Source organism: Georgenia sp. SUBG003, from assembly GCF_000715355.2.
Lineage (GTDB): Bacteria > Actinomycetota > Actinomycetes > Actinomycetales > Actinomycetaceae > Georgenia.
On record NZ_CP180204.1, the window covers coordinates 4,777,319 to 4,803,051 of the forward strand.

The 25,733-nt window shown below is 64.3% G+C and carries 18 protein-coding genes, 18 pseudogenes and 5 other annotated features (1 of these 41 cut by a window edge); of the genes and pseudogenes, 25 read left to right on the plus strand and 11 right to left on the minus strand.

Annotated elements, in window-relative coordinates:
- Positions 1–580: a sequence feature (23S ribosomal RNA rRNA prediction is too short), on the minus strand (it extends 393 nt beyond the left edge of the window).
- 661 nt (positions 581–1,241) lie between these two features.
- Positions 1,242–1,540, minus strand: a pseudogene (locus DA06_RS28285) (NADH-quinone oxidoreductase subunit H); the annotation flags it as partial.
- 10 nt (positions 1,541–1,550) lie between these two features.
- On the opposite strand from DA06_RS28285, the pseudogene DA06_RS28290 reads away from it, so the two are divergent.
- The 7 genes and pseudogenes from DA06_RS28290 to DA06_RS28320 form a co-directional block, all read left to right on the plus strand.
- Positions 1,551–1,904: pseudogene (locus DA06_RS28290) on the plus strand (cell division protein FtsH); the annotation flags it as partial.
- Between the two features lie 446 nt (positions 1,905–2,350).
- Positions 2,351–2,748, plus strand: a pseudogene (locus tag DA06_RS28295) (GTP-binding protein); the annotation flags it as partial.
- A 36-nt stretch (positions 2,749–2,784) separates the two neighbouring features.
- Positions 2,785–3,660: an adenylosuccinate synthetase gene (locus DA06_RS28300; RefSeq protein WP_418608282.1), complete on the plus strand. Its 876-nt coding sequence runs from the start codon at positions 2,785–2,787 to the stop codon at positions 3,658–3,660.
- A pseudogene (locus DA06_RS28305) lies at positions 3,630–3,974 on the plus strand (glutathione S-transferase C-terminal domain-containing protein); the annotation flags it as partial. The gene DA06_RS28300 and the pseudogene DA06_RS28305, both read left to right, overlap by 31 nt.
- Before the next feature lie 19 nt (positions 3,975–3,993).
- Positions 3,994–4,436: pseudogene (locus tag DA06_RS28310) on the plus strand (cytochrome b N-terminal domain-containing protein); the annotation flags it as partial.
- A gap of 464 nt (positions 4,437–4,900) precedes the next feature.
- Positions 4,901–5,319, plus strand: a pseudogene (locus DA06_RS28315) (GTP-binding protein); the annotation flags it as partial.
- Positions 5,320–6,993: 1,674 nt separating this feature from the next.
- On the plus strand, positions 6,994–7,125 hold the full coding sequence (locus DA06_RS28320; RefSeq protein WP_418605396.1) for a hypothetical protein: 132 nt from the start codon (positions 6,994–6,996) through the stop codon (positions 7,123–7,125).
- Positions 7,126–7,409: 284 nt separating this feature from the next.
- Here the strand turns inward: DA06_RS28320 and DA06_RS28325 are convergent, their stop codons facing one another.
- Positions 7,410–7,604: a hypothetical protein gene (locus DA06_RS28325; protein ID WP_418606628.1), complete on the minus strand. Its 195-nt coding sequence runs from the start codon at positions 7,602–7,604 to the stop codon at positions 7,410–7,412.
- A gap of 59 nt (positions 7,605–7,663) precedes the next feature.
- Between DA06_RS28325 and DA06_RS28330 the strand changes: the two genes are divergently transcribed.
- Positions 7,664–7,912 (plus strand): hypothetical protein, encoded by a 249-nt coding sequence (locus DA06_RS28330; protein ID WP_418606629.1) that lies wholly within the window; start codon positions 7,664–7,666, stop codon positions 7,910–7,912.
- Between the two features lie 191 nt (positions 7,913–8,103).
- Here DA06_RS28330 and DA06_RS28335 read toward each other — a convergent pair whose 3' ends face one another.
- The 3 genes and pseudogenes from DA06_RS28335 to DA06_RS28345 form a co-directional block, all read right to left on the minus strand.
- A complete protein-coding gene (locus DA06_RS28335) occupies positions 8,104–8,835 on the minus strand; it encodes a BMP family lipoprotein (protein WP_418606630.1) in 732 nt (243 codons plus the stop codon).
- A gap of 103 nt (positions 8,836–8,938) precedes the next feature.
- Positions 8,939–9,502: pseudogene (locus DA06_RS28340) on the minus strand (polysaccharide biosynthesis protein); the annotation flags it as partial.
- Positions 9,423–9,695, minus strand: a complete 273-nt coding sequence (locus DA06_RS28345) for a zinc-ribbon domain-containing protein (RefSeq protein WP_418606631.1) — start codon at positions 9,693–9,695, stop codon at positions 9,423–9,425. The pseudogene DA06_RS28340 and the gene DA06_RS28345, both read right to left, overlap by 80 nt.
- 8 nt (positions 9,696–9,703) lie before the next feature.
- On the opposite strand from DA06_RS28345, the pseudogene DA06_RS28350 reads away from it, so the two are divergent.
- From DA06_RS28350 to DA06_RS28380, 7 genes and pseudogenes are all read left to right on the plus strand, one after another.
- Positions 9,704–9,982, plus strand: a pseudogene (locus tag DA06_RS28350) (2,3-bisphosphoglycerate-dependent phosphoglycerate mutase); the annotation flags it as partial.
- A gap of 814 nt (positions 9,983–10,796) precedes the next feature.
- Positions 10,797–11,184 (plus strand): annotated as a pseudogene (locus tag DA06_RS28355) (carbohydrate ABC transporter permease); the annotation flags it as partial.
- Positions 11,180–11,689, plus strand: a sequence feature (23S ribosomal RNA rRNA prediction is too short). Its footprint overlaps the pseudogene before it by 5 nt.
- 155 nt (positions 11,690–11,844) lie before the next feature.
- Positions 11,845–12,246: a sequence feature (23S ribosomal RNA rRNA prediction is too short), on the minus strand.
- A gap of 43 nt (positions 12,247–12,289) precedes the next feature.
- Positions 12,290–12,469: a hypothetical protein gene (locus tag DA06_RS28360; protein ID WP_043506843.1), complete on the plus strand. Its 180-nt coding sequence runs from the start codon at positions 12,290–12,292 to the stop codon at positions 12,467–12,469.
- A gap of 623 nt (positions 12,470–13,092) precedes the next feature.
- Positions 13,093–13,275 (plus strand): respiratory nitrate reductase subunit gamma, encoded by a 183-nt coding sequence (locus DA06_RS28365; RefSeq protein ID WP_418608283.1) that lies wholly within the window; start codon positions 13,093–13,095, stop codon positions 13,273–13,275.
- 14 nt (positions 13,276–13,289) lie between these two features.
- Positions 13,290–13,415 (plus strand): annotated as a pseudogene (locus DA06_RS28370) (respiratory nitrate reductase subunit gamma); the annotation flags it as partial.
- Between the two features lie 182 nt (positions 13,416–13,597).
- A pseudogene (locus DA06_RS28375) lies at positions 13,598–13,871 on the plus strand (50S ribosomal protein L1); the annotation flags it as partial.
- Positions 13,872–14,206: 335 nt separating this feature from the next.
- Positions 14,207–14,817, plus strand: a pseudogene (locus DA06_RS28380) (PstA family ABC transporter permease); the annotation flags it as partial.
- 364 nt (positions 14,818–15,181) lie between these two features.
- On the opposite strand, the gene DA06_RS28385 reads toward DA06_RS28380, so the two are convergent.
- The 3 genes from DA06_RS28385 to DA06_RS28395 form a co-directional block, all read right to left on the minus strand.
- Positions 15,182–15,523 (minus strand): helix-turn-helix domain-containing protein, encoded by a 342-nt coding sequence (locus tag DA06_RS28385; protein ID WP_043509400.1) that lies wholly within the window; start codon positions 15,521–15,523, stop codon positions 15,182–15,184.
- Between the two features lie 432 nt (positions 15,524–15,955).
- Positions 15,956–16,255 carry a hypothetical protein gene (locus DA06_RS28390; protein WP_418606632.1) on the minus strand — a complete coding sequence of 100 codons (300 nt, stop codon included), beginning with the start codon at positions 16,253–16,255 and terminating at the stop codon, positions 15,956–15,958.
- Between the two features lie 11 nt (positions 16,256–16,266).
- Entirely contained in the window at positions 16,267–16,950 is a 684-nt protein-coding gene (locus tag DA06_RS28395) for a hypothetical protein (RefSeq protein WP_418606633.1), read from the minus strand.
- Positions 16,951–17,207: 257 nt separating this feature from the next.
- Here DA06_RS28395 and DA06_RS28400 point away from each other — a divergent pair, with 257 nt between their 5' ends.
- The 4 genes and pseudogenes from DA06_RS28400 to DA06_RS28415 form a co-directional block, all read left to right on the plus strand.
- Positions 17,208–17,594, plus strand: coding sequence for a hypothetical protein (locus DA06_RS28400; RefSeq protein WP_418606634.1), 387 nt, complete (start codon positions 17,208–17,210; stop codon positions 17,592–17,594).
- 203 nt (positions 17,595–17,797) lie between these two features.
- Positions 17,798–18,227 (plus strand): annotated as a pseudogene (locus tag DA06_RS28405) (GntP family permease); the annotation flags it as partial.
- Positions 18,227–18,496, plus strand: a pseudogene (locus DA06_RS28410) (aldehyde dehydrogenase family protein); the annotation flags it as partial. The pseudogenes DA06_RS28405 and DA06_RS28410, both read left to right, overlap by 1 nt.
- Positions 18,497–18,877: 381 nt before the next feature.
- Positions 18,878–19,131, plus strand: a pseudogene (locus DA06_RS28415) (CpaF family protein); the annotation flags it as partial.
- Between the two features lie 325 nt (positions 19,132–19,456).
- Here DA06_RS28415 and DA06_RS28420 read toward each other — a convergent pair.
- A complete protein-coding gene (locus DA06_RS28420) occupies positions 19,457–19,789 on the minus strand; it encodes an ABC transporter permease subunit (RefSeq protein WP_418606635.1) in 333 nt (110 codons plus the stop codon).
- A gap of 213 nt (positions 19,790–20,002) precedes the next feature.
- Here DA06_RS28420 and DA06_RS28425 point away from each other — a divergent pair.
- Positions 20,003–20,338, plus strand: a pseudogene (locus DA06_RS28425) (ATP-binding cassette domain-containing protein); the annotation flags it as partial.
- Between the two features lie 171 nt (positions 20,339–20,509).
- Here DA06_RS28425 and DA06_RS28430 read toward each other — a convergent pair.
- A complete protein-coding gene (locus DA06_RS28430; protein ID WP_418608472.1) occupies positions 20,510–20,869 on the minus strand; it encodes a hypothetical protein in 360 nt (119 codons plus the stop codon).
- Positions 20,870–21,058: 189 nt separating this feature from the next.
- Between DA06_RS28430 and DA06_RS28435 the strand changes: the two genes are divergently transcribed.
- Both DA06_RS28435 and DA06_RS28440 read left to right on the plus strand, forming a co-directional pair.
- Entirely contained in the window at positions 21,059–21,310 is a 252-nt protein-coding gene (locus tag DA06_RS28435; protein ID WP_418606636.1) for a DUF488 family protein, read from the plus strand.
- A 504-nt stretch (positions 21,311–21,814) separates the two neighbouring features.
- A complete protein-coding gene (locus DA06_RS28440) occupies positions 21,815–21,994 on the plus strand; it encodes a hypothetical protein (protein ID WP_418606637.1) in 180 nt (59 codons plus the stop codon).
- A gap of 449 nt (positions 21,995–22,443) precedes the next feature.
- Positions 22,444–22,752 (plus strand) — a sequence feature (23S ribosomal RNA rRNA prediction is too short).
- Positions 22,753–22,854: 102 nt separating this feature from the next.
- Here the strand turns inward: DA06_RS28440 and DA06_RS28445 are convergent.
- A pseudogene (locus tag DA06_RS28445) lies at positions 22,855–23,297 on the minus strand (FAD-dependent oxidoreductase); the annotation flags it as partial.
- Between the two features lie 447 nt (positions 23,298–23,744).
- On the opposite strand from DA06_RS28445, the gene DA06_RS28450 reads away from it, so the two are divergent.
- The 3 genes and pseudogenes from DA06_RS28450 (at position 23,745) to DA06_RS28460 (ending at position 25,662) form a co-directional block, all read left to right on the plus strand.
- The gene (locus tag DA06_RS28450; RefSeq protein ID WP_418606638.1) at positions 23,745–23,957 is read left to right on the plus strand and encodes a hypothetical protein; all 213 of its coding nucleotides are present in this window, start codon (positions 23,745–23,747) and stop codon (positions 23,955–23,957) included.
- 422 nt (positions 23,958–24,379) lie between these two features.
- Positions 24,380–24,817, plus strand: a pseudogene (locus tag DA06_RS28455) (DEAD/DEAH box helicase family protein); the annotation flags it as partial.
- Between the two features lie 195 nt (positions 24,818–25,012).
- Positions 25,013–25,374, minus strand: a sequence feature (23S ribosomal RNA rRNA prediction is too short).
- A 132-nt stretch (positions 25,375–25,506) separates the two neighbouring features.
- On the plus strand, positions 25,507–25,662 hold the full coding sequence (locus DA06_RS28460) for a hypothetical protein (RefSeq protein WP_418606639.1): 156 nt from the start codon (positions 25,507–25,509) through the stop codon (positions 25,660–25,662).
- The last annotated feature ends 71 nt before the right edge of the window (positions 25,663–25,733 follow it).

The following is a 25,733-nucleotide window of genomic DNA, read 5'->3' on the forward strand; positions in this document are numbered from 1 at the left end:
ACGACGCTCCCCTACCCACCCGCGCCCCTGAACACCCCTCGAGGGATGCTGGGGTGTGCGCGGATGCCACGGCTTCGGCGGTGTGCTTGAGCCCGCTGAATTGTCGGCGCAGAATCACTTTCACGGAGTTTGATTGGCCTTTCACCCCTACCCACAGGTCATCCCCTCAGTTTTCAACCTAAGTGGGTTCGGTCCTCCACACGCTCTTACACGTGCTTCAACCTGCCCATGGGTAGATCACTCCGCTTCGGGTCTAGAGCACGCGACTGGTGCGCCCTGTTCGGACTCGCTTTCGCTACGGCTTCCCCACCCGGGTTAACCTCGCCACATGCCACTAACTCGCAGGCTCATTCTTCAAAAGGCACGCCGTCACCCCAGCCATGGAGGCTCCGACGGATTGTAAGCATCCGGTTTCAGGTACTATTTCACTCCCCTCCCGGGGTACTTTTCACCTTTCCCTCATCGGTACTTGTCCGCTATCGGTCACCAGGTAGTATTTAGGCTTACCAAGTGGTTCTTGGCGAGATTACAACCAGGGCGCCACGGTCTCGCCCTTCCAGATGCTCCTTAATCGCTGAGTACACCTCGTCAGGCAGAACCGTGTACGGCTGCGAACGTCCGCGTGTCGGGATGTGCAGAATCCGGCGCCCGTCAAGTTCTCCGAGGTGGGACACCTCAGCGCCGCAAACCTCTTCTGGGCGCAGGGCGCAGATTCCTAGGAGTCCGACGATCACCCGTTCACCCGGACGCGCCGCCCGCCACAATAGTCCGATTTGTTCGGCAGTCAGTGCTTGACGGATAGGCCTCTGTGGTATCTCTACATCAAGCTTAGCCGCCGGATTGTCGGCCACCTCTTCGACGCTCACAAGTCCGATAATTGCTCGGCCGGGGTGCCTCGGAATCGTCGTGGTTACGATCACTTCAACGGGTGCTTGGTTCGCCATGGCGCGCTGCTCGGCACCGCTCACGTAGACGAAAACAAGGCCGGCGCCAACGAGCGCGACGAGAACGGCGCCAAGAACGGCGATTGTGCGTCGATTCATGTCATCAATCAATCAGTTTGAAGGTGAACGACCCCAGGTCCGGGGCGGAGGGATCCAGTTCTGCGTCTGCATCCACCAGATTCATGAACTGGCCAGTGAGGCACTGATTGTTGTTACCGGCGCCGCTACAGGTGGCATTCCCGTACGTGCGGGCCGACCCCCGAGATTCAGACCGAAACCCGTGAGGCACGAAAGACCGGGGATGAGGATCTTCCAGCCCAGCTTCATGAACTGGTCGTACCGGAAGCGCAGCAGGGTCCCGCGGGTCCAGATCATGAGGAACATGACCAGCCACATCTTGGCGATGAACCACAGCATCGGCCACCAGCCGGTGTTGAGGACGCCGTCGCCGATCGTGGACAGCGGCCACGCGCGCCAGCCGCCGAGGAACAGGGTGGTCGCCACGGCCGAGACGTGAACATGTTGATGTACTCGGCGAGGAAGAACCACGCGAACTTCATCGACGTGTACTCGACCATGTGGCCGGCCACGAGCTCGCTCGCTCGGGGCGAGAGCGTGGAGTTCTTCTACGTCGCGCCCCAGGGTGACCAGGTGGTGCGGGCCGTCGAGGCGGCCGACCCCGACAAGGGGTACAACTCCGTGGTGCCGACGACGTCCATCTGGACGTCGCTGCTGACGTTCATGCTGCCGATGGTCATCATCTTCATCGTCTTCTGGTGGCTGCTCTCCCGGGCCCAGGGCGGCGCCGGCGGCATGATGAAGTTCGGCAAGTCCAAGGCCAAGATGGTCAACAAGGAGAACCCCCAGGTCACCTTCGACGTCGCCGGCGAGGAGGAGGCCGTGGAGGAGCTCCAGGAGATCAAGGAGTTCCTCGCCGAGCCGGAGAAGTTCCAGGCCGTGTGAGCTCAACAGCAAGGCTGCTCTCACGATTGATCCTGTCGCGTTCGTCCCGGCGTTTTGGTTTGTACTCCACAGATAGGGCTCGTGCGCTCGTCGTGAATGCGCTCCACTCTGATCGCACGTCCAACCGATTAGCGTGCGTGTTACGCACCGGTAGTGGCGCAAATGGTCGAAACGATGGGGTACGCGAGAGGGTCGCGACTCATATCGGGATTCGAGAGAGGCGCCGATATGGGAGGGTCTCCCAAAATTGGGGGGGTGAGGGAAAGAAAAAACGTGGGTGGGAAACTGTAAATGGGCCCCGTGCAAACACATGCCCGACGCCCTCTTTATTTGGGAAAGACCCTGCTGCAGAGCATCGAAACAGGGGTACCCCTCGGGCTTTGCCCGAAATTTTTCCCAGCGAGACTTTCGACTGGGACAGACCCAGGGACGTAGAGCCTCACGTGGCACTTGACGTGCTGACCGACCTGACCAAGGTCCGCAACATCGGCATCATGGCGCACATCGACGCCGGCAAGACGACGACGACCGAGCGGATCCTGTTCTACACCGGCATCAACTACAAGATCGGCGAGACGCACGACGCGCCTCGACGATGGACTGGATGGAGCAGGAGCAGGAGCGCGGCATCACCATCACCTCCGCCGCCACGACCTGCTTCTGGAAGAACAACCAGATCAACATCATCGACACGCCCGGCCACGTCGACTTCACGGTCGAGGTCGAGCGCTCCCTGCGCGTGCTCGACGGTGCGGTCGCGTCTGACGGCAAGGAGGGCGTCGAGCCCCAGTCCGAGACGGTGTGGCGCCAGGCGGACAAGTACAACGTCCCGCGCATCTGTGCGCCCGTCACGGGCGGTCAGGAGTGTTGCGGGACCATGACGAAGATCAAGGTGGCGGGCCCGGGTCTCGAGCTCGACGGCGACGAGATGACGCGCATCATCTGGCAGTTCATCAAGGACCGACTCATCCACCCCTACCTGGACGTGGACCTGCGCTACTACGACCTGTCGATCCAGAACCGTGACGCCACGGACGACCAGGTCACCATCGACGCGGCGAACGCCATCAAGGAGCACAACGTCGGCGTCAAGTGCGCCACGATCACCCCCGACGAGGCCCGCGTCGAGGAGTTCGGCCTCAAGAAGATGTGGGTCTCGCCCAACGGCACCATCCGCAACATCCTGGGCGGCGTCGTCCGCGAGCCGATCATCATCTCGAACGTCCCGCGCCTGGTGCCGGGCTGGACCAAGCCGATCGTCATCGGCCGTCACGCGCACGGCGACCAGTACAAGGCCACCAACTCAAGCCGTGGCGTGGACACCTCGGGACTGATGCTCTCCGCCAACGCGCACATCATCCCGTCCTACAACCGCACGCTCGACAAGGTCACGGAGCGCTTCCTCGGCAAGCGACAGATCGGGACCACCGGCCGCGGGATCGGGCCGACGTACGCCGACAAGATGAGCCGCGTGGGGCTGCGGGTCCAGGACCTCTTCGACGCCTCCATCCTGCGCCAGAAGGTCGAGGGGGCGCTGGCGCAGAAGAACCAGATGCTCGTGAAGGTCTTCAACCGGCGAGCCTTCGACGTCGACGAGATCACCGAGGGCCTGCTCTACGCCGAGCGGGTGCGGCCGATGGTCGCCGACACCTCCCTGGTGCTCAACCGGGCCTCGACGAGGGCAGGACGATCGTCTTCGAGGCCGGCCAGGCCACGATGCTCGCCGCGCTCGACTGGCTGGAGGAGCGGCTGACCGACCAGCGCTACCTCGTGGGCGACACCATCACCGAGGCGGACGTGCGCCTGTTCACCACGCTGGTGCGCTTCGACGCCGTCTACCACGGCCACTTCAAGTGCAACCGCAACAAGCTCAGCGAGATGCCGGCGCTGTGGGCCTACGCGCGCGACCTCTTCCAGACCCCCGGGTTCGGCGACACGATCGACTTCCAGCAGATCAAGGAGCACTACTACATCGTCCACACGGACATCAATCCCACCCAGATCGTGCCGAAGGGCCCGGACCTCTCGGGCTGGCTCACGCCGCACGGGCGAGAGGCGCTCGGCGGGCGCCGGGTACGGGCACTCCCGGGCCGACGGCGTGGCCAAGGCGATCCCGATCATCGGTTCCTACCTCAGCTACGGCCTCTTCGGCGGGGAGTTCCCCGGCACCGAGATCATCCCGCGCCTGTTCACGGTCCACATCCTGCTCGTCCCGGGGCTGATCATCGCGCTCGTGACGGTGCACCTGATCCTGATGGTCGTCCACAAGCACACCCAGTACCCGGGCGTCGGCCGCACCGACAACAACGTCGTCGGGTACCCCGCGTTCCCCGTGTACGTGGCGAAGATGGCCGGCTACTTCTTCATCGTCTTCGGCTTCATCGCCCTCATGGGCGCGCTGATCGCGATCAACAACGTCTGGAACTACGGTCCGTACGACCCCTCCCCGTTTCCGCGGGCGCGCCGACTGGTACATGCTCTTCCTCGAGGCGGCTGCGCCTCATGCCCAACTGGGAGGTCGTCATCGGCGGGGGTAGTGAGGCTTCAATCGAGTGGATCGCAGACGCGTGTCCAAATCGCGTTGCGGCCAGGGTGCGGGGTACCGCCTCTTCGACCGCGCGTTGTGCGCGTCAGGCTCGTCCAACTTCATCGGCTTCCTGGAGATTTCATTGAACCGAACTGGTGGTCGAATTGCTCCTTGGATATGTCAATTTCTCTGGAACGTCGAACTCGGCGGCATGTCGAGCGAGGTACGCCGTGGAGAGCAGCCGATAAGCAGACCAGGCGGATAGCCTGGCGCGGTTGGTGCCCCTGATACGGTCGCTCAGTTCGCGTTGTCCATCGTGGGGAGTTCCCTCTAGTGAGTCCCCGCCTCGACCCCCCTGTCAGAGCAACTGCGTGAGGGGACGCGCGCCGAGCACCGGGCGGCAGAGTCCCAGGCCTCGTGGACAAGCTGCTCGCAGGCGGCTCGACGCACCGGAAGAGAGCCTCACGTGGCACTTGACGTGCTGACCGACCTGACCAAGGTCCGCAACATCGGCATCATGGCGCACATCGACGCCGGCAAGACGACGACGACCGAGCGGATCCTGTTCTACACCGGCATCAACTACAAGATCGGCGAGACGCACGACGGCGCCTCGACGATGGACTGGATGGAGCAGGAGCAGGAGCGCGGCATCACCATCACCTCCGCCGCCACGACCTGCTTCTGGAAGAACAACCAGATCAACATCATCGACACGCCCGGCCACGTCGACTTCACGGTCGAGGTCGAGCGCTCCCTGCGCGTGCTCGACGGTGCGGTCGCTCTCTACGGCAAGGAGGGCGTCGAGCCCCAGTCCGAGACGGTGTGGCGCCAGGCGGACAAGTACAACGTCCGCGCATCTGCTTCGTCAACAAGATGGACAAGGAGTCCTTCCGCCGCCTGCTGGTCCTCGGCCGGTACGGCCACCGCGTCGAGGCCTGACCGAAACCCGCGCGCATCTCGCGAGACGTCAACTCCTCCGCGAGACGTCAGCTCCTCCGCGAGGCACGTCAGCTTCTCCGCCCGTCAGGTCTTCCACGAGACGTCCACCCGTCCGTGGGCAGCGAACGTTCTCCGCTAGAGGTCTCCACGGGGCGTCAGGCCGCGCGCCGCAGGCGCAGAGATCCGGCACCCTTGACACGTGACCATACGGTCACATAATGGTGCTGTGGACGAGGTCTTCAAGGCCCTGGCCGACCCCACGCGTCGGCAGCTCCTCGACGAGCTCTTCCGCCGGGACGCGCTCTGATAGTCACCTGCGCTGCCGTTCCACTCGTACGACGGGTGATGCTCGGACGAGGCGTCCTCGATGTGCCGAACCACCGTTCGTCGCACAACACACCCGTGCCTCGCGGCGGCGGGATCGCGTGCGCCGCAGGTGTCGTTGGCGCATGCGTCGTCGCGGCCTTAATCGGCGTAACCGTGCCTGCCTCCGCCGTGACGGCAGCGGCAGCACTCGCAGTCGTCGGGCTACTCGACGACAAGTTTCATCTGCCTGCGGTCCCCGACTAGGACTCAGGTCATCGTCGGTGCGGTCGCGGTGCCGCTCTCGGCGGCACACTGTGGTGCTTTAAGCACAACCCACGGAAACAATTCACTCCAGCTGCGGACCAAGCCAGTACTCCATGACCTAGCGGCACACACGCTGGCCAAGGCATCCATGGTCATCATAGGGCCGCGGTCGGGTCTTTCCTAAGCGTGAACGCGGCCGAGTCTTTCCTAAGCGTGACGCGCGCTCCAAGCTGTCAGGCGGGCGTTTTTTTTTTTTTTTCGCTGCCGTGATGTAGAAACATGGCTTGCCCCCCTCCCGCCGCGAAGGAACTCTAGGCCGAGAGCGTCGAGGTGACCTACGACCTAACCCGAAATTCAGGCGAGCCGATCGAGCGAGGTGCGTCGGCGGGGCGGTTAGGCGGCCTTCTCGAGCGTGACCCTGTAGCCGAGGTTCTCCAGGTCGTGGACGTGGTTGCGGATGGGTCGGAGAACCCGCCGCCCTGCATGCCACGATGACCGGCATGGGCGTCGCGGATGACGGAGACAAGCGCGGCTCGCTGCCGCCACGGGAGTCATGGCATCACATCCTGCGGCGACCGATGATGTACTCCAACGCCTTCTTCAGCGCCGTCGGCCTGGTGCTCGCTATCTCGTGGATCTTCGCTCGGGGGCGGGACTCGCCCTCATATGTTTGTCGCGTCGTTCTCCTTCGTGAGCCTGTTCGTCATGTTCGGATTCGGGGCGTGGGTGGCCTACAAGACCCGGATCGAGGCCGATCTGAACGGTCTCCACATCATCACGATCGTAAGAAAAGACATTCCATTGGACTGATATAGCGGAAATCCGGCCGAGGGGCACGAAAGGTTCAAGAGGTGGCTCGTTCTAGCCCTGCGTGGGGGAGGGCTATCGACTCCCACTCGAGGCACCATCGCCGCGCGTGTTGCCGCTTTAAACTTAGGGCCGTTCGTTTCACGTGAAACCGCCCGAGTGTAAGAACCCGGCGCACGACTCTCAGCGCCTGCGTATTGCTGGCCTCATAGTTCGTCCCTGATCCCCTAATCAAGAGGCTTGCTGCCACTCTTCGAAGCGCTGACCGCGAACCGACGAGGTTCAACTGAAGTTGCTAACAACACCTGTTTCGAACTCTATTCCGCGCTTGCCGCTTTTGATGCGCTCTGGCTCTACGCCGCGTTCACGTGAACGATGGACAGCCGCCGCCGCTGCTGGCGAACTCCGATTGCTGCCACGGACCCGGAATCTGAAGGTTGCAGCTTGGCCCTGTGGCCATACGAACTGCTCGAGGGCTGCGGCGTAGCCGATCGTCGATGTCACGAGTGTGCCTTTCTCTCTGAAGCCGCCAGACGCCTGCTGTAGGGCGGGTCCTGACTTTCCGGGGAGTTCGGGCTGGCGGTGGCTGCATACGGAGCCCGTCCCTGCCCTCTGGGTAGTGCTGGGGTGGACGGCGGTCGTCCGGGTCGGGTGCGTTAGTCGAGTGGTTCGACACCGGTGAGACGGAGCTCCTCGATGTCGAGCTGTGTCTGGATCTGGCGAGCGACGGCGTCATCGATCGTGCCCTCGCGTCTCAGCCGTTGGAGGACCTCGCGTTTGTGGTCGAGAACGGCCAGGTGCAAGCGTGAGTACTGCTCGTTGCGGGTGAGCAGCGAGGGTTCCTGTCCCACCGTCGCTCACATACCTGCACGCCGGACTGCACATCCCCGGTCGGCCGGACCGGGTACCCGTGCGCATCGAGTTTCGAGCGGAACCGACATGGGAGACGTACGGCCTTCCGCCGGAGGACTATCCGGCGGTCTATGCCGACGACGGCGACTCCCCGCATCGCATGCCTGACGATGGCCTGTGCCTGTTCTATCCGGGTGACCTGCCGTGGCGTCGATGGCGCTCCCGCGTGGACTTCTTGGACGGGCTGTTGCGCATCGTCTACGACCACCTGTGCGCTGAGCACATCTGGCGGGACCGGCGGACATGACGGTGGGGTGTGGGTGTTGGACGAGGCCCCGCACGGGTTCCCAGCGAGGGAGGCGGCGTGATCGTTCGCGAGCCCTTAGTGGTGACCGTCGAGACGGCCTGGTTGTTCTGGGGGTTCGGACCGCTTGAGGTAGCCACAGTCGTGGCCGCGGTACTGGGCGCTCTGATCGCGGCCCTGGTCGTGGTGGCCGGCTACCGCCAGCAGAAGAACGCCACCAGGCGCGAGGAACGATCCCGGGCGGCATCCCGGTCGCCCTCGGCCTCGGAGTTGCCGACCTGCTCTTCTTCTACGAGACGAGCGCGCTGTACGTCCTTGCCGTCGCGGAACTTCACGGTATCGAAGTGAACGACGTCGCTCGGGCACAGCCGCTCGTCTTTGGGATGCTGCTCGGCGAGAAGTCGCAGAGCCTGGTGATGACGGTTGTGCTCGGCGCGGTTCCGGGTGCGGCAAGCGTCGACAATGCTCACACCGCCGCCACCGAAGTTCTGGTGGATACCCTTCCGGACGGCTGGGGTGAGGTGCTCACCCAGCAGCTCCCCGACTCCGCGCTTTCTCCGGTACTCACCGTCCTCGCCCGCCAAGCGCTCGGGGATCTGCATGCCGCCGAAGGTGGCAACGGTGCCCGTCTCCGTCACCGCGGCGGCGACGTAGCCGGCGAGGTAGGCGTCGGCGGTGTTGAAGAGGATCGGCTTGGCGTTCTCGAGCTCGACCGGGTTGAAGTCGGCGTCCGAGAACGTGGAGTCGATGAGGGCGAAGTTCGTGTCGGTGTTCGCCTCGGCGGCGGACTGGATGGGGTCCTCGAGGAGGAAGCCGACACCGATGGTCAGGTTGCAGCCCTGCTGGACCATCGAGTCGACGTTGGGGCCGTAGTCCGAGTCGGCCTGGGACTCGGCGTCGGCCTCCTGGATGCCGAGCTCCTGCACCGCGGCCTGGAGGCCCTCGTACGCGGACTGGTTGAAGGACTGGTCGTCTGACCATCTCTTCGCGGCTGAGAAGGGTTTCGTGCATCTTTTCGCCGTGCCGGACCCCGATTACCCGCACCTCTGGCTCGTCGTATCCCAGTAGCGAAGCTACAGCGAGGGCAAGTGTGTGAACCGTGCTAGCAGGAGCCTTTCGCACGAAAAGATCGCCAGGGGGCGGCGTTCAGAAATGCGTGGTAGACGAGGTCCACAGATTGGTCTAGAGACATAAGGAAGCGGGTCTGGGGTTCGTTGAGGTCAGGGGCTGTCCCGACTCCAGTTGTTTTACGAACATGGGAATAACTGAGCCTCGGGAGTACATCACGTTGTGCCACTCTGCGGCGACACTGGCATGAGTGGAGGCAAGATCATTCACGCCGGCGATGACTTTTTGTCCCGCACAGACTGGGCAGCCTTTCCCAGCTACCCGGTTATACGGTGCCGCCGTGTAGCGGTGGCCGCGTGCGCACACCCAATGGTGTTTCTTCTGGAACCGGCGACGATGCCCTCGGGTCCAAGTGCACCGTTTCGTTCCGCGTCCCACTGTGCGGCTATCTGCGGATGGGTCGTGCCGAGGTCGTTGTAGCCCTGGAGCACCGGAGGTGCGCGCACACGGGGCAACCCTGACCACGACCGGATCGTGCGTCGACCGTTGCCTTGTAGCGATGCCCGAGACCGCAGATCCAGCCCACCTTCAGGCCACTGCCAGGCCTGACGGTGGACGTGAGGTCCTCCGTGCCTCGCCGGTCACCCCGCGGGGTGGCCGGCCGTCGTCGTGGGACGCGGCAGACGTCCCGGGTGACGCCGCCCCGATGATGGAACAATGACGGGCATGACCTACACCCTGGTACTGCTCCGTCACGGCGAGAGCGATTGGAACGCCAAGAATCTGTTCACCGGCTGGGTGGACGTGCCCCTCTCCGAGAAGGGCGTCATCGAGGCGAAGCGTGGTGGTGACCTCCTCCGCGAGGCGGGGGTCTCACCGGACGTGGTGCACACCTCGCTCCTGCGCCGCATCTCGACGGCCAACTACGCCCTCGACGTCGCGGACCTGCACTGGATCCCGGTGAAGCGGAGCTGGCGGCTCAACGAGCGCCACTACGGCGTCATTCTGTTCTGGGAGCATGACCTGACTCCGCTTGCCGAGTTCGTGTCCCAGACGGCCTGACACAGCGCGTCCTGTGGATCGCCTCGCCATGTTTGGTGAGGTCCAGGGGGAACGCATGTCTCAACGGACTTGTAGCGTTCCTCCTGTGGAAGAAATCTGGGGGAGCGGTCCTCGGCGGCGTCATTGGCGCCGCTGTAGCGGCTGGGGGTTGCACGGTACTCAGTCGCAGAAGAACGTCGCACCGGTGAACTGCATCGCCGCAACGAGATGTTCGGTGAAGTCATCGCAAAGTTTCATCCTAGACCAACTCTCCGGCACCAAGTCATTCACCGTCGACGGCACCTGGGAGGAGTTCCAGCGCCTATGGTCCCAACTATGGAACCACCGTCGAGATGTGGACTTAGTCAACGGCGTGCGAGATTCTCTGACGTTCGTACACCGCGAGAGAGGTATCCGAACTTGGCACGCCGTCACCCATGGTTCGGTTCAGCAGTTTGCGGCCGGCTAGAGTGGACGCACTTCTCGTCACTGCGAAGTTTCACGTGAAACCCGACGTTCCCGCAGGTCAGCCCGCGATACGGGTGATGCGCCCCCGGCGGGTTTTGGCCATCGGAATGATGGCGTCCCTCCAAAGCGATGCCTCGGCGCGACGATGAACGCGTCCGGATTTCTGCGACGCCCCATGGACTCGTCTGGCGTTTCATGCAGCTTTGACGACTTCCACTGCACCAAGCGTTGAGCGCTACGGCAGGAAGCCTGAGAAACATTCTCAGGAACGCCTGGGCAGGATACCGGTTCATGCCCCAGCAGAGCCGACGGTCGGACGCCGATCGGCCTGAACCGCCTGTTCCAGATGATCGGGCTGGACTTCCTCCAGAACCCCTGGTGGAACAACGTCACGTGGGGCATCGCGGCCATCGCCATCCCGGCCATCTGGCAGCTCTCCGGCTACGTCATGGCGCTCTTCCTGGCGGGCTTCCGCGGCATCCCGGACGAGCTGCGCGAGGCGGGACGCATCGACGGCGCCTCCGAGTGGCAGCTGTACCGCCACGTGATCTTCCCGCAGCTCTCCCCCCGTCGCGCTCTCGGCGCTGATCATCATCGGACACATGTCGCTGAAGGCGTTCGACCTGATCATGTCGATCTCGAAGCCGTCGAACTACCAGACCAAGGTGCCCGCGGACATGTATGTGTTCAAGTCGAGCCAGGGCGCACCAGTCGCGTGCTCTAGACCCGAAGCGGAGTGATCTACCCATGGGCAGGTTGAAGCACGTGTAAGAGCGTGTGGAGGACCGAACCCACTTAGGTTGAAAACTGAGGGGATGACCTGTGGGTAGGGGTGAAAGGCCAATCAAACTCCGTGATAGCTGGTTCTCCCCGAAATGCATTTAGGTGCAGCGTCATGTGTTTCTTGCCGGAGGTAGAGCTACTGGATGGCCGATGGGCCCTACAAGGTTACTGACGTCAACCAAACTCCGAATGCCGGTAAGTGAGAGCATGGCAGTGAGACTGCGGGCTAAGGTTCTGGTCAGAGGGAAACAGCCCAGACCACCGGCTAAGGCCCCCAAGCGTGTGTAAGTGGGAAAGGATGTGGAGTTGCGGCTCGAACGCCTGGATGCCCAGACGGTGCAGGGTGGGCGCACGGTTGAGCAGCACCGGGTGCTCGCGGATGACCTCGGAGAGGACGTCCCACACCTGCGGGCGCGAGCGCTCGACCATGCGCTTGGCCGCCTTGATGTTCTGCGCGTGGTTGAGGTCCACGAGGCGCTTCATCACGAACGGCTTGAACAGCTCCAGGGCCATCTGCTTCGGCAGACCGCACTGGTGCAGGTTCAGGGTCGGGCCGACGACGATGACCGAACGGCCCGAGTAGTCGACACGCTTGCCGAGCAGGTTCTGGCGGAACCGGCCCTGCTTGCCCTTGAGCATGTCCGAGATCGACTTCAGCGCCCGGTTGCCCGGCCCGTCACAGCCCGGCAGAGCTGGTCAGCAGGTCCCACGACCCCGAGGGTGCAACGCCCGCCGGCTGTCACACACCCCCGGTTTAGCCTCGTCCGCTTTCGCTCGCCACTACTCACGGAATATCTCTTCCTGCGGGTACTGAGATGTTTCACTTCCCCGCGTTCCCCCACACGCCCTATATATTCAGGCGCGGGTAACCAGACATGACTCTGGCCGGGTTCCCCATTCGGACACCCTCGGATCACAGCTCGTTTGCCAGCTCCCGAGGCTTATCGCAGGCTACAACGTCCTTCTTCGGCTCCTGGTGCCAAGGCATCCACCGAATGCTCTTAAACTTGACCACACCGCGTGGGCAAGGTCCACTACTTCGTCCTCGTCGTCCCAGAACGTGCGTCCGGTGAAGTCGGTGAGGTCGAGAAAGACGGCGACCATCGGAGCAGTGCGACGCTGTCCGATGTCGAGGTCCTCGAAATCCGGATGTCCAAGTGCCCGGGCTTCCAGGGCGGTGGTTGCGCTGGCAGTGAGTGAGTTCTCGAGGATCGTGCTTCTGCGGCGGAGCCGGTCGAAGTCTGTGCGGACCGTGGTGCCGAACGCTGTGCGGTCATAGATGTTCATGACGGTGCCTCCCGGCCCGGTGCGGTAACAGGTTGTCACTGAGAAGGACCGTAGGTGACACTGACATCCCCCGCTCGGCGGCGGCGAAGCCTGGTGCTGTGTGGCGCATCGTCGAAGGATGCGAAGCACGGCTTCGCGAGCTGAGCGCGCTCACCGGTGCGAGGGTTGCCGAAGAAGTCAGCTGAGAGACGGGAACACGGCGGGACCCCACGCCGCGCCGACCGCTGCGCCAAGGATCATCGATGGCCCGAACGGCACGTCCGACTTCAGCGTTACCCGACGAAGGGCGAGCAGGACCAGGGCGCTAGCGCGTTGATCGCGAAGGCAGCGAAGGTGCCGAGAAGAACCTGCGACCAGCCACACCAGCCGAGGAACATGCCGAGGACACCCGACAGTTTGACGTCGCCCAGACCCAAGCCGGCGGGTAAACCCATGCGACTACGAAGTAGCTCAAAAGCAGAACAACGCTTGCCGTCCCTGCTCGGACAAGGGAACTCCGCTACGACAAGTTCGGCTGGACCACGCGCTCGTCCGAGCTGTACGAGAAGACGCTGCTGCGCCTCGGCTCCCCCCTGTTCCACTTCGGGATCATCTTCGTCGGTCTCGGGCACTTCATGGGGCTGCTCATCCCGAAGGACTGGACCGAGGCGGTGGGCTTCAACGAGACGGCGTACCACTTCATCGCCACGTACATGGGGGTCGGTCGCGGGGGGTGGTGACCCTGGTGGGGCTGGTGCTGCTGATCTACCGCCGGCGCGTGACCGGACCGGTGTTCCTGGCCACCCGGGTGGACAAGTTCATGTACGTCATGCTCGCGATCCCGATCCTCCTGGCCATGTGGGCGACCATCCAGCTCCAGCTGCTCGGTGGCGCGCACGGCTACGACTACCGGGAGACGATCTCGCCCTGGCTGCGCTCGCCCGCTCCATGGGCATCACCGTCGAGGGCTGACCGAACATCCCGAATAACGGCGCCGCCCCGGCGCCGTAGTGGCAGGGTCCGCGCGGACCCGCATACCACGACTGCAGAAGAGAGAAGCAGATGGCAACGCGCAGCAAGAACTACCGCAAGGCCGCCGAGCGTATTCACGACGGCGAGATCTACGCGCCCCTCCAGGCCGTCCGGCTGGCCAAGGAGACCGCGACCACCAAGTTCGACTCCACCGTCGAGGTCGTCTTCCGCCTCGTCGACCCCGCAAGGCAGACCAGATGGTGCGCGGCACCGTCAACCTGCCGCACGGCACCGGCAAGACCGCTCGGGTCCTGGTCTTCGCCGTCGTGACCGTGCGACCCAGGCCATCGAGGCCGGGGCCGAGCCGCGCGAGGCCGAAGTCGTCCGCGACGACGGACTGGGCGGCAGGCAGATCTCCGACCCGGTCGACGAAGACAACCGGCACGTCTCGCAGCCGCATTCCTGCGAGGGAGTCCCGGCTCGTCGGTGCGACGATTATGCCCGCGCACCGACGCTGGACCAGGTTTTGACGTGTCGCGCTCACGCTGCTGGATGCGGTTGCTCGAGGCGATGAGCACCCGGTATCCGGCGTCCTCGAGTACCGCTTCGACCTTTGCCACCAGCTGCGCGAAGAAGACATCGCCGATGCTGTCAACGACGACACCGACGGTGCGGTCCGTGCCCGCACGCAGCGAACGGCTCGCCCGCGCGATTACCATCCTCGTGGACGTCATGACGGGCATCCCGTCCATCGTCGCCGGCCTGTTCGCCTTCGCGTTCTTCACGATCATCGTCGGGCCCGCCTACCGCTCCGCGTTCATGGGGGCCGTCGCGCTCGCCGTCCTCATGACCCCGGTGGTGGTGCGCTCCGTGGAGGAGATGCTGCGCCTCGTCCCCAACGAGCTGCGCGAGGCCTCCTACGCCCTCGGCGTGCCGAAGTGGCTCACCGTGGTCAGGTGGTGCTCCGGACCGCCATCGCCGGCATCACCACCGGCGTGATGATCGCGATCGCCCGCGTGATCGGCGAGACCGCCCCGCTGCTGATGACCACGGGCATCATCGCCACCACGAACAACGACCCCTTCGAGGGCCGCATGGCGACGCTCCCGGTGTTCGCCTACCGCCAGTACGCGCAGGGTGGTGTCGGGGTCGAGCGGGCCTGGGCCACGGCGCTCACCCTCGTCGCGATCGTCATGCTCCTGAACCTCGTGAAGAGGCCCGCCGAGCGCGAAACTAATGTCGCGCGTGCAATGCTGACCGTGGCAAGTGCTTCTGCAGTCGGGCTGACTCAAGCTCAGCAAGATTGTTGAAAGCAACCGTCAACCCGCCGAGGATTACGGGCAACGCAGCAATCCCGGAGAGAGCGGCGTAGAGAACGCCGCCTGCAACGCCCGCCACTATCAGAGCAGGCGCGATCAGACGCCACCTTATACGAAGGACAGCCGCCTCGACGCTGCGGTCTCCGTTGACATACACCAGGGTAGTGCCCCCCCAGGAGGACCGCTGTAAGAGCACCGACGCTTGCCCCAGCTGAGTAACCCGCAATGTCTGCCAGTTGGCCCTTGCTCGTCGCGAGTATGAGGATCGCAAGCGTCAGGACTGCACTCACCGCCGTGGTACCTGATGATAGCGATGGACGCTAGGGAGCCACGGTGGCCTCGCGCGTCGGCGAGACTACCCATCTTCCGAGGCACTGCGCGTGGGTACCAGCTGCAGCTCGAGGGCGCGGGCGGTGGCCGCCGCCCGGGACGACACGCCCAGCTTGGCGAAGATGTTGCTCACGTGCCGGTCCACGGTGCGCTCGCTCAGCACGAGCTCGGCGGCGATCGCACGGTTCGTCGCTCCGGTGACGACCAGGCTCAGCACCTCGGTCTCGCGTTCGGTGAGAAGCCGGCTTCCGTCCAGGGACCTGAGGTCCGGATCCGCACCGAGCTCGAAGATCTCGCGGGCCACGCCGGTCTCGCGCTGCGACGTCTCGGCGTCCCGCAGAAGAGCGCACGCGCGGGCGAGCAGCACCCTTGCCCGCGCCTCCTCGTACGGGGGCCCGCCTTTCGATCTCGGCTTTCGTCCCAACCTCGAGAGAACTTCAAGCCGAGTGAACCAACCCGCGGGGCAGCCACGAGCTTGCCGAGCACATCAGCCGAGGAGCGGCTCACCGTATAAACCATGCGGGTATTTCCAACTGGCAGGTCGTCGTTTTTCAAGTACGTCATGCCAGGTTCTCAGCACCTCGGGTGTGACCTCGATAATCCGGTTGGAGTGGGGGGCGTAGATCCCAGTTGCCGCCGGGGGTCCTTGAGGCCCGGCTCCAGTCCGGTGCCGTCATGCCTGAAGGACCGCTCTACGGTGTCCGGGGTGGTACAGACGTCGCGTGAAGGAAAGCCGGCTCCCGGGGCGGCGCCATACACGTGCACGCCGTAGCTCACGTGGTGGTCGTATCGAAGAGCATTAGCTCGTTGAGGAACTGCCAGTGCCGGCGCAGCCGCTGGTACGTGGCTCGACGCAGGATTCCGGCCTTCTCGTCCGTGAAATGGGTCTCGGGGTGGACAAGCCCAACGGTGCCGCGGCCAGACGCGTGCCGCCGAGCTCCCGCGGCACCGACTCGTAGTAGTTGCGGAAGATCAGCGTGGTGATCGGGATGCCGTAGATGACGTGCACGAGGATCAGGGAGGGGATGCCGCTCGGGACCTGGAGCTCCAGCAGCAGCTGCAGCAGCGGGATCATCACCGCCTGGTACGGGATGAACATCCCGAACAGGATCAGCGTGAAGACGATGTTCGCGCCGGAAGGACCAGCGCGAGAGCACGAACCCGTTCATCGACCCCAGGAACGCGGAGATGATCGACGCCGGGACGACCATCTGGACGGAGCGCCAGATCGACGGCGAGAGCGTCTCCCACGCGGTGGTCCAGTTCTCCATGGTCCACAGCGCCCCGCCGACCTGTCACTTGCATGAACGTGCACGAGTTGACGACACCGACGGTGCTGGGCGCGTTGGGATGCACCACGATCCAGCCACGCACCTCGGCTGCCGGAATGAGTGCGCGGACGCGCTCGATCGCCGTGCCGAGGCTCGTGTGGTAGCCCGCGTGCGTCTGCTTGTTGCCAAGGATCTTCCGCCACGGGTCCAGCTCGTAAAGGGCGGGCTTCCATAGCTTGGAATCGATGAGCGCTACCCGGTTGCGGCCGCAAGCACGGTCACCGACGGCGAAGACCAGGACCCGAGCGGTCTTGCCGGTGCCGTGCGGCAGGTTGACGGTGCCGCGCACCATCTGGTCTGCCTTGCGGGGGTCGACGCCGAGGCGGAAGACGACCTCGACGGTGGAGTCGAACTTGGTGGTCGCGGTCTCCTTGGCCAGCCGGACGGCCTGGAGGGGCGCGTAGATCTCGCCGTCGTGAATACGCTCGGCGGCCTTGCGGTAGTTCTTGCTGCGCGTTGCCATCTGCTTCTCTCTTCTGCAGTCGTATGCGGGTCGCGCGGACCTGCCTCTGGTGAGGTTGTCCGCCCCCTCGAGGTCCTTGAGGTCCGTCGGGCTCAGGGAGCGGAACGCCACGTCGACGTCGCCCTCCTGCACCGCGAGCTTCAGGGAGGTCTCCTCGGTGAAGTACTGCGCCGTGACCGTCCCCGTCTCGGCGGCGCGAGGACGCGTCGTACCCGTCGAACGCCTCGTACCGGATGAGCTCGTTCTCGGTGTAGTCGGTGATCGTGTACTGCCCGGCGAAGGCGTTGCCCGACACGATCTCGTCCGACGGCGTGACGGAGTCGGCGGAGAAGACGTCCTCGTCGACGATCGGGCCCACCGGGGAGGAGAGGATCTGCGGGAAGATGACGTCGTCGGGGGTTCTGAGGTGGAAGACGGCGGTGAGGTCGTCGACGACCTCGACGCTGTCCAGGTTGTACAGCAGCGAGGACGGGCCGTTGTATGCGCGGACCGTTCTAGAAACCCAGACCGCCATCGGGGTGTATCCGAAGAACGGCAGGATCGAGGAGGGGCAATTCCATTCTCAGCTTGACTACCGCGAGAAAGACGGCACCCTTCGGAGCAAAGTCCTCTCGTCCACATACCGTTTTCCACACCTTACCTGAAGAAGGGCGTGAAAGTATTTGACGTCGGTTCATATCTGGCAGCGTCGCCTGGAGTGGTTCCCCCGACTCGGCTTACGAAAAAGCACGAGGCTGGTTACCGGTTTACAGTACCGACAAGCTGACCGAGCTTCTCAAGGGAAAGGCCGGAGGGGATCTCCTCATCGACGAGCGCTGACGTCGAAGGGCTCCTGCGGAAACACACGATGGTGTCGAGCTTCGGCGGCACCCTCGGGTCCGTCGCACTGCTGGTGGGACTGGGAGCCATGCTGGGCAAGCTCGTCGAGCACAGCGGCGGCGCGATGGTTCTCGCCAACAAGCTCGTCGACGTGTTCGGCGAGCGGAGGGCCCCGTTCGCGCTCGGCATCGCCTCCCTCATCATGGGCTTCCCGATCTTCTTCGACGCCGGCCTCGTGGTCATGCTGCCGATCATCTTCGCCGTCGCCCGCCGCCTCGGGAACAACGTGCTGCTGTTCGGCATCCCGGCGGCCGCCGCCTTCTCGGTCATGCACGTCTTCGTCCCCGCACCCCGGCCCGGTCACCGCGACCGAGCTCTACGGAGCCAACCTCGGCCTCGTGCTGCTCGTCGGCCTCGTCATGGCCTTCCCGCTCTGGTACGTCTCCGGCTACATCTGGTCACCCCGGAGATGAGCGTCTACACCGACGAGATCTTCGGCCCGGTCCTGTCGGTGCTGCGCGTCGGCAGCTACGAGGAGGCGGTCGACCTGGTGAACGCCAACCCCTACGGCAACGGCACGGCGATCTTCACGAACGACGGCGGAGCCGCCCGGCGTTTCGGCGACGAGGTGGAGGTGGGCATGGTCGGCATCAACGTGCCGATCCCCGTCCCGGTGGGCTACCACTCCTTCGGCGGGTGGAAGAACTCCCTGTTCGGAGACACCCACCACGCCTGAGATCGTGCGGCACGACCTGCTCGACTGACCCGGGGCGGCTGGCTCCCGCCGCCGCCCGCCTCCGCTCGCGAGACATCTTCTCAACGAGATGTCATCTCTTCCGCGAGGTGTCATCTCTTCGGCGAGGTGTCATCTCTTCGGCGAGATGTCATCTCTTCCGCGAGATGTCATCTGCGGCGAAGGTGGTACCGGCGGGGAAGACCCCCGCTCGCATGCTGGTGAGGACGTGAGTTCTCGCGGAGATCTCGACCTCTCGCGGAGAAGTTGACCTCTCGCGGAGAAGTTGACGGCTCGCGGAGAGTGGGGGGGTGCGGCGTGGGCGGTCAGGCGGACGGGTCCTCGTCGAGGATCTCGACGACGTCGGCGAGGTGCGTCAGCCGACTGCGCGACGGCACCCGTCGAGTCACCGCCGTCACCGAGGTCCAGGGGATGGAAGGTCAGACGGTCACGCTCCAGGACGCGTTCGTGTTCGACTACTCCGCAGGCGTCGACGTAACGGGAGGTTCCTCGGCCGCCCTATTCCCACAGGGATCCGTCCGCGGTTCACGGACAAGTTCGACGAACTCGGCATCAAGGTGTCGCCGCACATCTTCGGTGTACCTGGCCCCCAAGGCGGCTTCCGATGATCCAATACCTCATGACGCCCGCCGCGTCGGTACCTGTTCGATTGCCCTCGCGCTCGCCACACTGGTCTATGCGGCGATCTCTCCCGGACAGGTCCGCCTTTCACTCGAACGTCGCCGCCGGTGATGACCGAGGACAGGGTCCGCTTGCGTACCTGTGGCGCGCCGCTCGCGCCGCGGGCCGCCTTCGGTCGACTCCTCGCCGGCTCAGTCGTGCTCATGTCCTCGTCCTTGCCTTCGTGTCTCGATGCCCTGCCCGATGAACGTGACCGCAAGTGCGGTAGGAAGATCGCCAGGCCGGGGTAGATGACCAGACCGGCCGCACTGGTCATGTACGGCTGACCGTCGGCCAGCATCGCCCCCAGTCCGAAGCCGGCGGTTGCACGCCGAGGCCCAGGAAGGACAGGGCGCCCACGGTGATGAGTTTGTGCCCGAACCTCAGAGCCGCGTGAGCCAGCAGCGGACTCAGGGCGTTGGGCAGGACGTGACGGACGATGATGAATCGGCGAGTGAAGCCGAGGCTGTCGGCGGCCTCGATGAAATCCTGGCATGAACGAGAATTTGCTTGGAGGGAATGGTGGTGCGCTGGTGACTGGTAAGTCAAACAAACGTAGACCTGTGTTGCTCCAGGACTGGACCGCAATAGAACGAGCAAAGGCACTGGCGTTGGGCGCTAATCCTGACCCAGACACTACGCCGTCCGTACAGGCGCGAATGTTGCTCTTGGCTATTGGCCGCGTGCAATTAGACGGCCACGCACACTTTGCTCCGGGCGAGTTGAGGGACTTGCTCGGCAAGGCCAAGCTTGAGGATGGCGGAGAAGTCTCGCCGTGCTCTGGAAGCACCGTTAACCGCGCAATTGATGCACTCGTGGATGCTGACGTTTCCACCCGTCATCGTGGCTCCGTTGTCTGAAGTTTCAGATGAGCATCGTGGACTACGCCAAGCGTCACGGTTGCGGTTCGGCGGGGTCAAGGCGGTCGACGGGCTGACCTTCGATGCCTACGCCGGGGGAGATCATCTCGTGATCGGCCCGAACGGCGCGGGCAAGACGAGCGCGTTCAACTGCATCACCGGGTTCTACCGGCCCACCTCCGGGGACATCCTGTTCGGCGGCGAGAGCATCGTCCGCAAGCTGCCGTCCTCGATCGTCAAGCTGGGCCTCGGCCGGACCTTTCAGAACGTGCGCATGTTCCGGGAGATGACGGTCGTCGACAACGTCAAGACGGCCATGCACGCCCGGATCAGGCAGAACGTCGACGCCATCCTCCACACCCCCCCGCTACCGGCGGGTGGAGGCGCAGTGCCTGGAGGACGCGCGCGGCTGGCTCGACTTCGTCGGGTTCTCGCTGGACGAGGACCTCCTGGCGTCCCAGCTGCCCTACGGCGAGCAGCGCCGGGTCGAGATCGCGAGAGCCCTGGCATCGCGGCGCGTCGGTCGAGAGCGCCACGCGTCGGTCATCTGCTTACCAGCCTCGGCCTTGGCGCAGAGCACGAGCTCCTCGTACGCCGTGGACGTCTCGGAGGCGGCGTGGATCTGGAGCCAGGCACGGTGGAAGGCGAGGCGGGATTGGATGTCGCTCACGTGCCGAACCAGGTCCATGCGGGCTTGGTGGGCCCCGTCGCGGCGCATGATGAGGTAAGGCGACTCGAGATAGTCCTCGACCGCGCGCAGCGCCTCGGCGTACACCGTGACGCGTTCCTCGCGCCTGGTGGCGTTCTGCTGGCGGTAGCCGGCCACCACGCCAGGGCCGGGCCATGTACAAAAGGGAACCGTGCCGAACCGGCTCAAAACCGGTGGGTGCACGCGGTGCGCGCCCGATCAACGCGCGACCCAAGGCAGATGAGTCCCGAAATCTCGCCCCTCGTGCCCGCTGCTTGAGCGCACTCTGACTCCCGTCGGCCGGGGCCGGTCCGGCAGGGGGCGCAGGTGGCGATCTCCTCGTGTGGGACGATCGGGGGCATGACCTGTGCCCCGGAGCGACTGATCGGCTGGGGCTACGAGGGGCGTTCGATCGACCTTCTCGCGCTCACCAAGGCCACCGGCGCGAAGACCGTTGCGGATGTGCGGCTCAACCCCATCTCTCGCAAGGCGGGATTCTCTAAGCGCGCTCTCAGCGCAGCTCTCGATGCTGCAGATGTTCGGTACGTGCATTTCAGAGGCCTATCCGTCAAGCACTGACTGCCGAACAAATCGGACTATTGTGGCGGGCGGCGCGGCGTCCGGGTGAACGGGTGATCGTCGGACTCCTAGGAATCTGCGCCCTGCGCCCAGAAGAGGTTTGCGGCGCTGAGGTGTCCCACCTCGGAGAACTTGACGGGCGCCGGATTCTGCACATCCCGACACGCGGACGTTCGCAGCCGTACACGGTTCTGCCTGACGAGGTGTACTCAGCGATTAAGGAGCATCTGGAAGGGCGAGACCGTGGCGCCTGGTTGTCACTGGCAGCGGCGGGAAGGCGCATCGCAAGCACCTTTACGTCTCGTGAGGCTGGGTGAACTTGCTGGCATTCCTTTTTCTGTGTCACCCCGCTCTTTCATATTCTATGCGTGCTGTTGCCGTGGAGACTCAGCCTGAACTATCAGGAACTGACCGAGCTCCAGGATCGCCGGCTTCTTCCGAAGGGGGGTCGAGCAGCGACTCGGGCAGGACCTGGCCAGGAACCAGCGGATCGTCCAGTCGATCGTGGATCTGCCCGAGGACTGGACCGTGCTCCTGTTCGCAACGTCGGTGGAGAACGCCGAGTCGCTGGCGGCGCAGCTCGCATATGCCGGTGTACCGGCCGCCGCTGTCTCGGGAGCCACCAAGGCGGCGTACCGGAGGGATGTGGTCCGGCGATTCCGTGCGCGTGAACTACGAGCCTGACGAACTAACAGCGTGCTCACCCACGGCGTTCGATGCCCCGGAGGCTCAGGGCCGGTCGGCGCTCACGGTCCTCATCACGACCCTGACGGACGTTCTCTACGCACTCATCAATCCCACAGTGAGGTCGTCCAATGCCTCTCGTTGACTATCCCGTGGCCGAACAGGTCGAGGTTCCTGACACCGCTGACACTGCACGCATCTCCGCTCCGGTCCGTCGGCGAAAGGTCCGCAGGCCGTGGCCGCTCAACCTCCGGATCGGTCTGAGCGCCCTGGTCTTCGTCGTGGCGGTGCTCCTGCTCACCCTTGGCTGGCGCCGCACGACCCTGCCGCGCAGATCTTGCGAATCGGTTGGCGCCTACCGGTGCGGGACACCTTCTCGGGACGGACCATCTGGTCGGGACGTCCTCTCCCGGCTGATGTGGGGCGGGCGCTTCTCCGTCTCGATCGCTGCGGTCACGCTCGTCATATCCGCCGTCCTCGGAACCCTTCTTAGCCCTTTCGGGCCGCAGAGACCAGGGAGAAGCGACTGTTTACTAAAAAACACAGGTCCGTGCGAAGTCGCAAGACGATGTATACGGACTGACGCCTGCCCGGTGCTGGAAGGTTAAGAGGACGGGTCAGCCGCGAGGCGAAGCTCAGAATTTAAGCCCCAGTAAACGGCGGTGGTAACTATAACCATCCTAAGGTAGCGAAATTCCTTGTCGGGTAAGTTCCGACCTGCACGAATGGCGTAACGACTTCTCCGCTGTCTCGACCGCGAACTCGGCGAAATTGCACTACGAGTAAAGATGCTCGTTTCGCGCAGCAGGACGGAAAGACCCCGGGACTTACTATAGCTTGGTATTGGTGTTCGGTACGGCTTCCACCCCCGTGGTCTCGAGACCGAAGCCGTCCACGCGCGGGGCGAACCCGATGGACATGAGCACCCGGTCCGCCACCAGCTCGCCCGCCGCCCCCTTGGCGTCCGTGTACGTCACGGTGACCTTCCCGCCGTCGTCCACGACGGTCTCGACCCTGGTGGAGGTGAGGATGGTGACGCCGAGCTTGCGGTACTGGCGACCGACCTCCTTGGAGACCTCCGCGTCCTCCATCGGCAGCGGACGGTCCAGATACTCCACGATCGTGACGTCGACGCCGTAGTTGGCCAGCACGTAGCCGAACTCCATGCCGATCGCCCCGGCACCGACGACGATCGACCGGGGCAGCTCCCGGCTGAGGATCTGCTTCTCGTACGTCACGACGTTCTCGCTCAGCTCCACGCCGGCAGCAGCCGCACGGTGGAGCCGGTGGCGATGATCGCGTCTCAGTGCCCGCAGGAAGAGATATTCCGTGAGTAGTGGCGAGCGAAAGCGGACGAGGCTAAACCGGGGGGTGTGTGACAGCCGGCGGGCGTTGCACCCTCGGGGTCGTGGGACCTGCTGACCAGCTCTGCCGGGCTGGTGGGGAGTGAGAAAGTCGCGGTGTAGTCGAACGGTCTGGGGAAGGCCGGGCACAGTGGGTGAGACCCCCGTAGACGAAACGTCGTGGCCTCCTTGCAGGGATCCCGAGTAGCACGGGGCCCGTGAAATCCCGTGTGAATCTGCCAAGACCACTTGGTAAGCCTAAATACTACCTGGTGACCGATAGCGGACAAGTACCTGAGGGAAAGGTGAAAAGTACCCCGGGAGGGGAGTGAAATAGTACCTGAAACCGGATGCTTACAATCCGTCGGAGCCTCCATGGCTGGGGGTGACGGCGTGCCTTTTGAAGAATGCTGAAGATCGCCGCCGTCACCGGCTCCCTGCTCATGCTCTTCATGTACCTCGCCGAGCTCCCCCTCGCCATCGGCGGCACCAACCCCATCACCGACTCCCACTGGATCGAGGCCGCGGTCCTGATCATCTCCGCCACCACCCTCGCCGGCGACACCTGGGGCCTGGGCAAGTGGTGGGCCGGCAAGGTCGGCAACAGCTGGCTCCGCTGACCACCAACCACCCGCCGCACCCCGACACGGCCAGACCCCCCAACACCCGACACCCCGGCCCGAAAGGCCGGGGGTTCGGTGCATCTCACGCACGGCCCACCGCCGCTGCGCGGTGCGCATCCCCGCCGGCGCGCCAGCGTCGTCCGCCGGGTCAGTCCTTGAGTGGGTCGTGTCCCCAGTTCATCAGGGAGTAGCGCCACCTCGTGCGCTCCACGTCCCCGTCCAGCTCGGTCGAGGCCGCACTGGTCGCTCTCGCCGAGCAGCTCACCGCCCTTGCCCCGGGCACCCTCAAGGCGGGTCCCCGGGTGCAAGCTGAAGCGGCAGCGCCGAACCCGCGCCTGCTCTGTCTCGAGTGCGCCGCCGGCGAAGACATCGAACTCCTCCCCGCACGAAGACTCGTTCTGCTGCCTTCAGCACGGACGGTGGACGGGTCCCGAACACGGTGGGCCTTCGCCCCGGCGGCAACAGGTATCGAACACCCAGTCGAGCGCCCTGGTCATCGAGCCCCCGTCGGCGTCGATGTCCTGGTAGCGGACGAAACATACCGACGGCTCCGCAGCGACAGCCGGATACCAGCCGGCCTTCTTCGAGAGCTCGTCGACGTCCTGGACCAAGTCGACGGTCGATCGACGAGGGGTTTACCGACCCCGACAACTACGTACAAGTCGGTCGTCGTCTCGACACCGCAGACGCTGATGAACGCGCAGTCGTCACCGTCCTACCAGTGGCTCACGGGCGCCGACATGGTCGTCGTGGACGAGGCGCACACTTCAGTGGCGCCCATGTACACCGCCGTCCTCGACTGGCTCGGCCGAGGTAGGTCCCGGCGGGAGCGCCGCCTCCTCCTTGGGCTCACCGCAACGCCCTTCCGTGGCACGAACGAGGCGGAGACGCACCGCCTGGTGCGGCGCTACGACAACCGTCTTGAGAAGGGGGGCGTTCGACGGCGACATGTACCGCGCCCTGCAGGACAAGGGCATCCTTGCGCGGGTGAACCAGCGCGCCTCGACGGAAGCGAGCTCAGCCTGAACTATCAGGAACTGACCGAGCTCCAGGATCGCCGGCTTCTTCCGAAGGGGGGTCGAGCAGCGACTCGGGCAGGACCTGGCCAGGAACCAGCGGATCGCCGCAGAGCTGGTCAGCAGGTCCCACGACCCCGAGGGTGCAACGCCCGCCGGCTGTCACACACCCCCGGTTTAGCCTCGTCCGCTTTCGCTCGCCACTACTCACGGAATATCTCTTCCTGCGGGTACTGAGATGTTTCACTTCCCCGCGTTCCCCCCCACACGCCCTATATATTCAGGCGCGGGTAACCAGACATGACTCTGGCCGGGTTTCCCCATTCGGACACCCTCGGATCACAGCTCGTTTGCCAGCTCCCCGAGGCTTATCGCAGGCTACAACGTCCTTCTTCGGCTCCTGGTGCCAAGGCATCCACCGAATGCTCTTAAAAACTTGACCACAAAAGATCAAAGATGCTCGCGTCCACTGTACAGTTCTCAAAGGTGCGTACGCCAACGCTCAGCTGGCCACCAAGAACGGCGGCCTCATGGAGCGAGGCGCGGCCAGCATCAGCCTGGCCAAGGTCGATGAGCTTCTCGCCCTGGAGTCGCAGATTTGCCGCCCGCAGAACGTCCTTCCCCGACGGCAGCAAGTCGACATGCTGCGGGATCTTGGTGCCCGCGAGCTCCTCCCCACGACTTGAGACGATCAGTTAGCTTTTCCTTCAAATCTCGTAGGCCGCTGATCGATTCGAACATCACCAGTGTCGGTCGA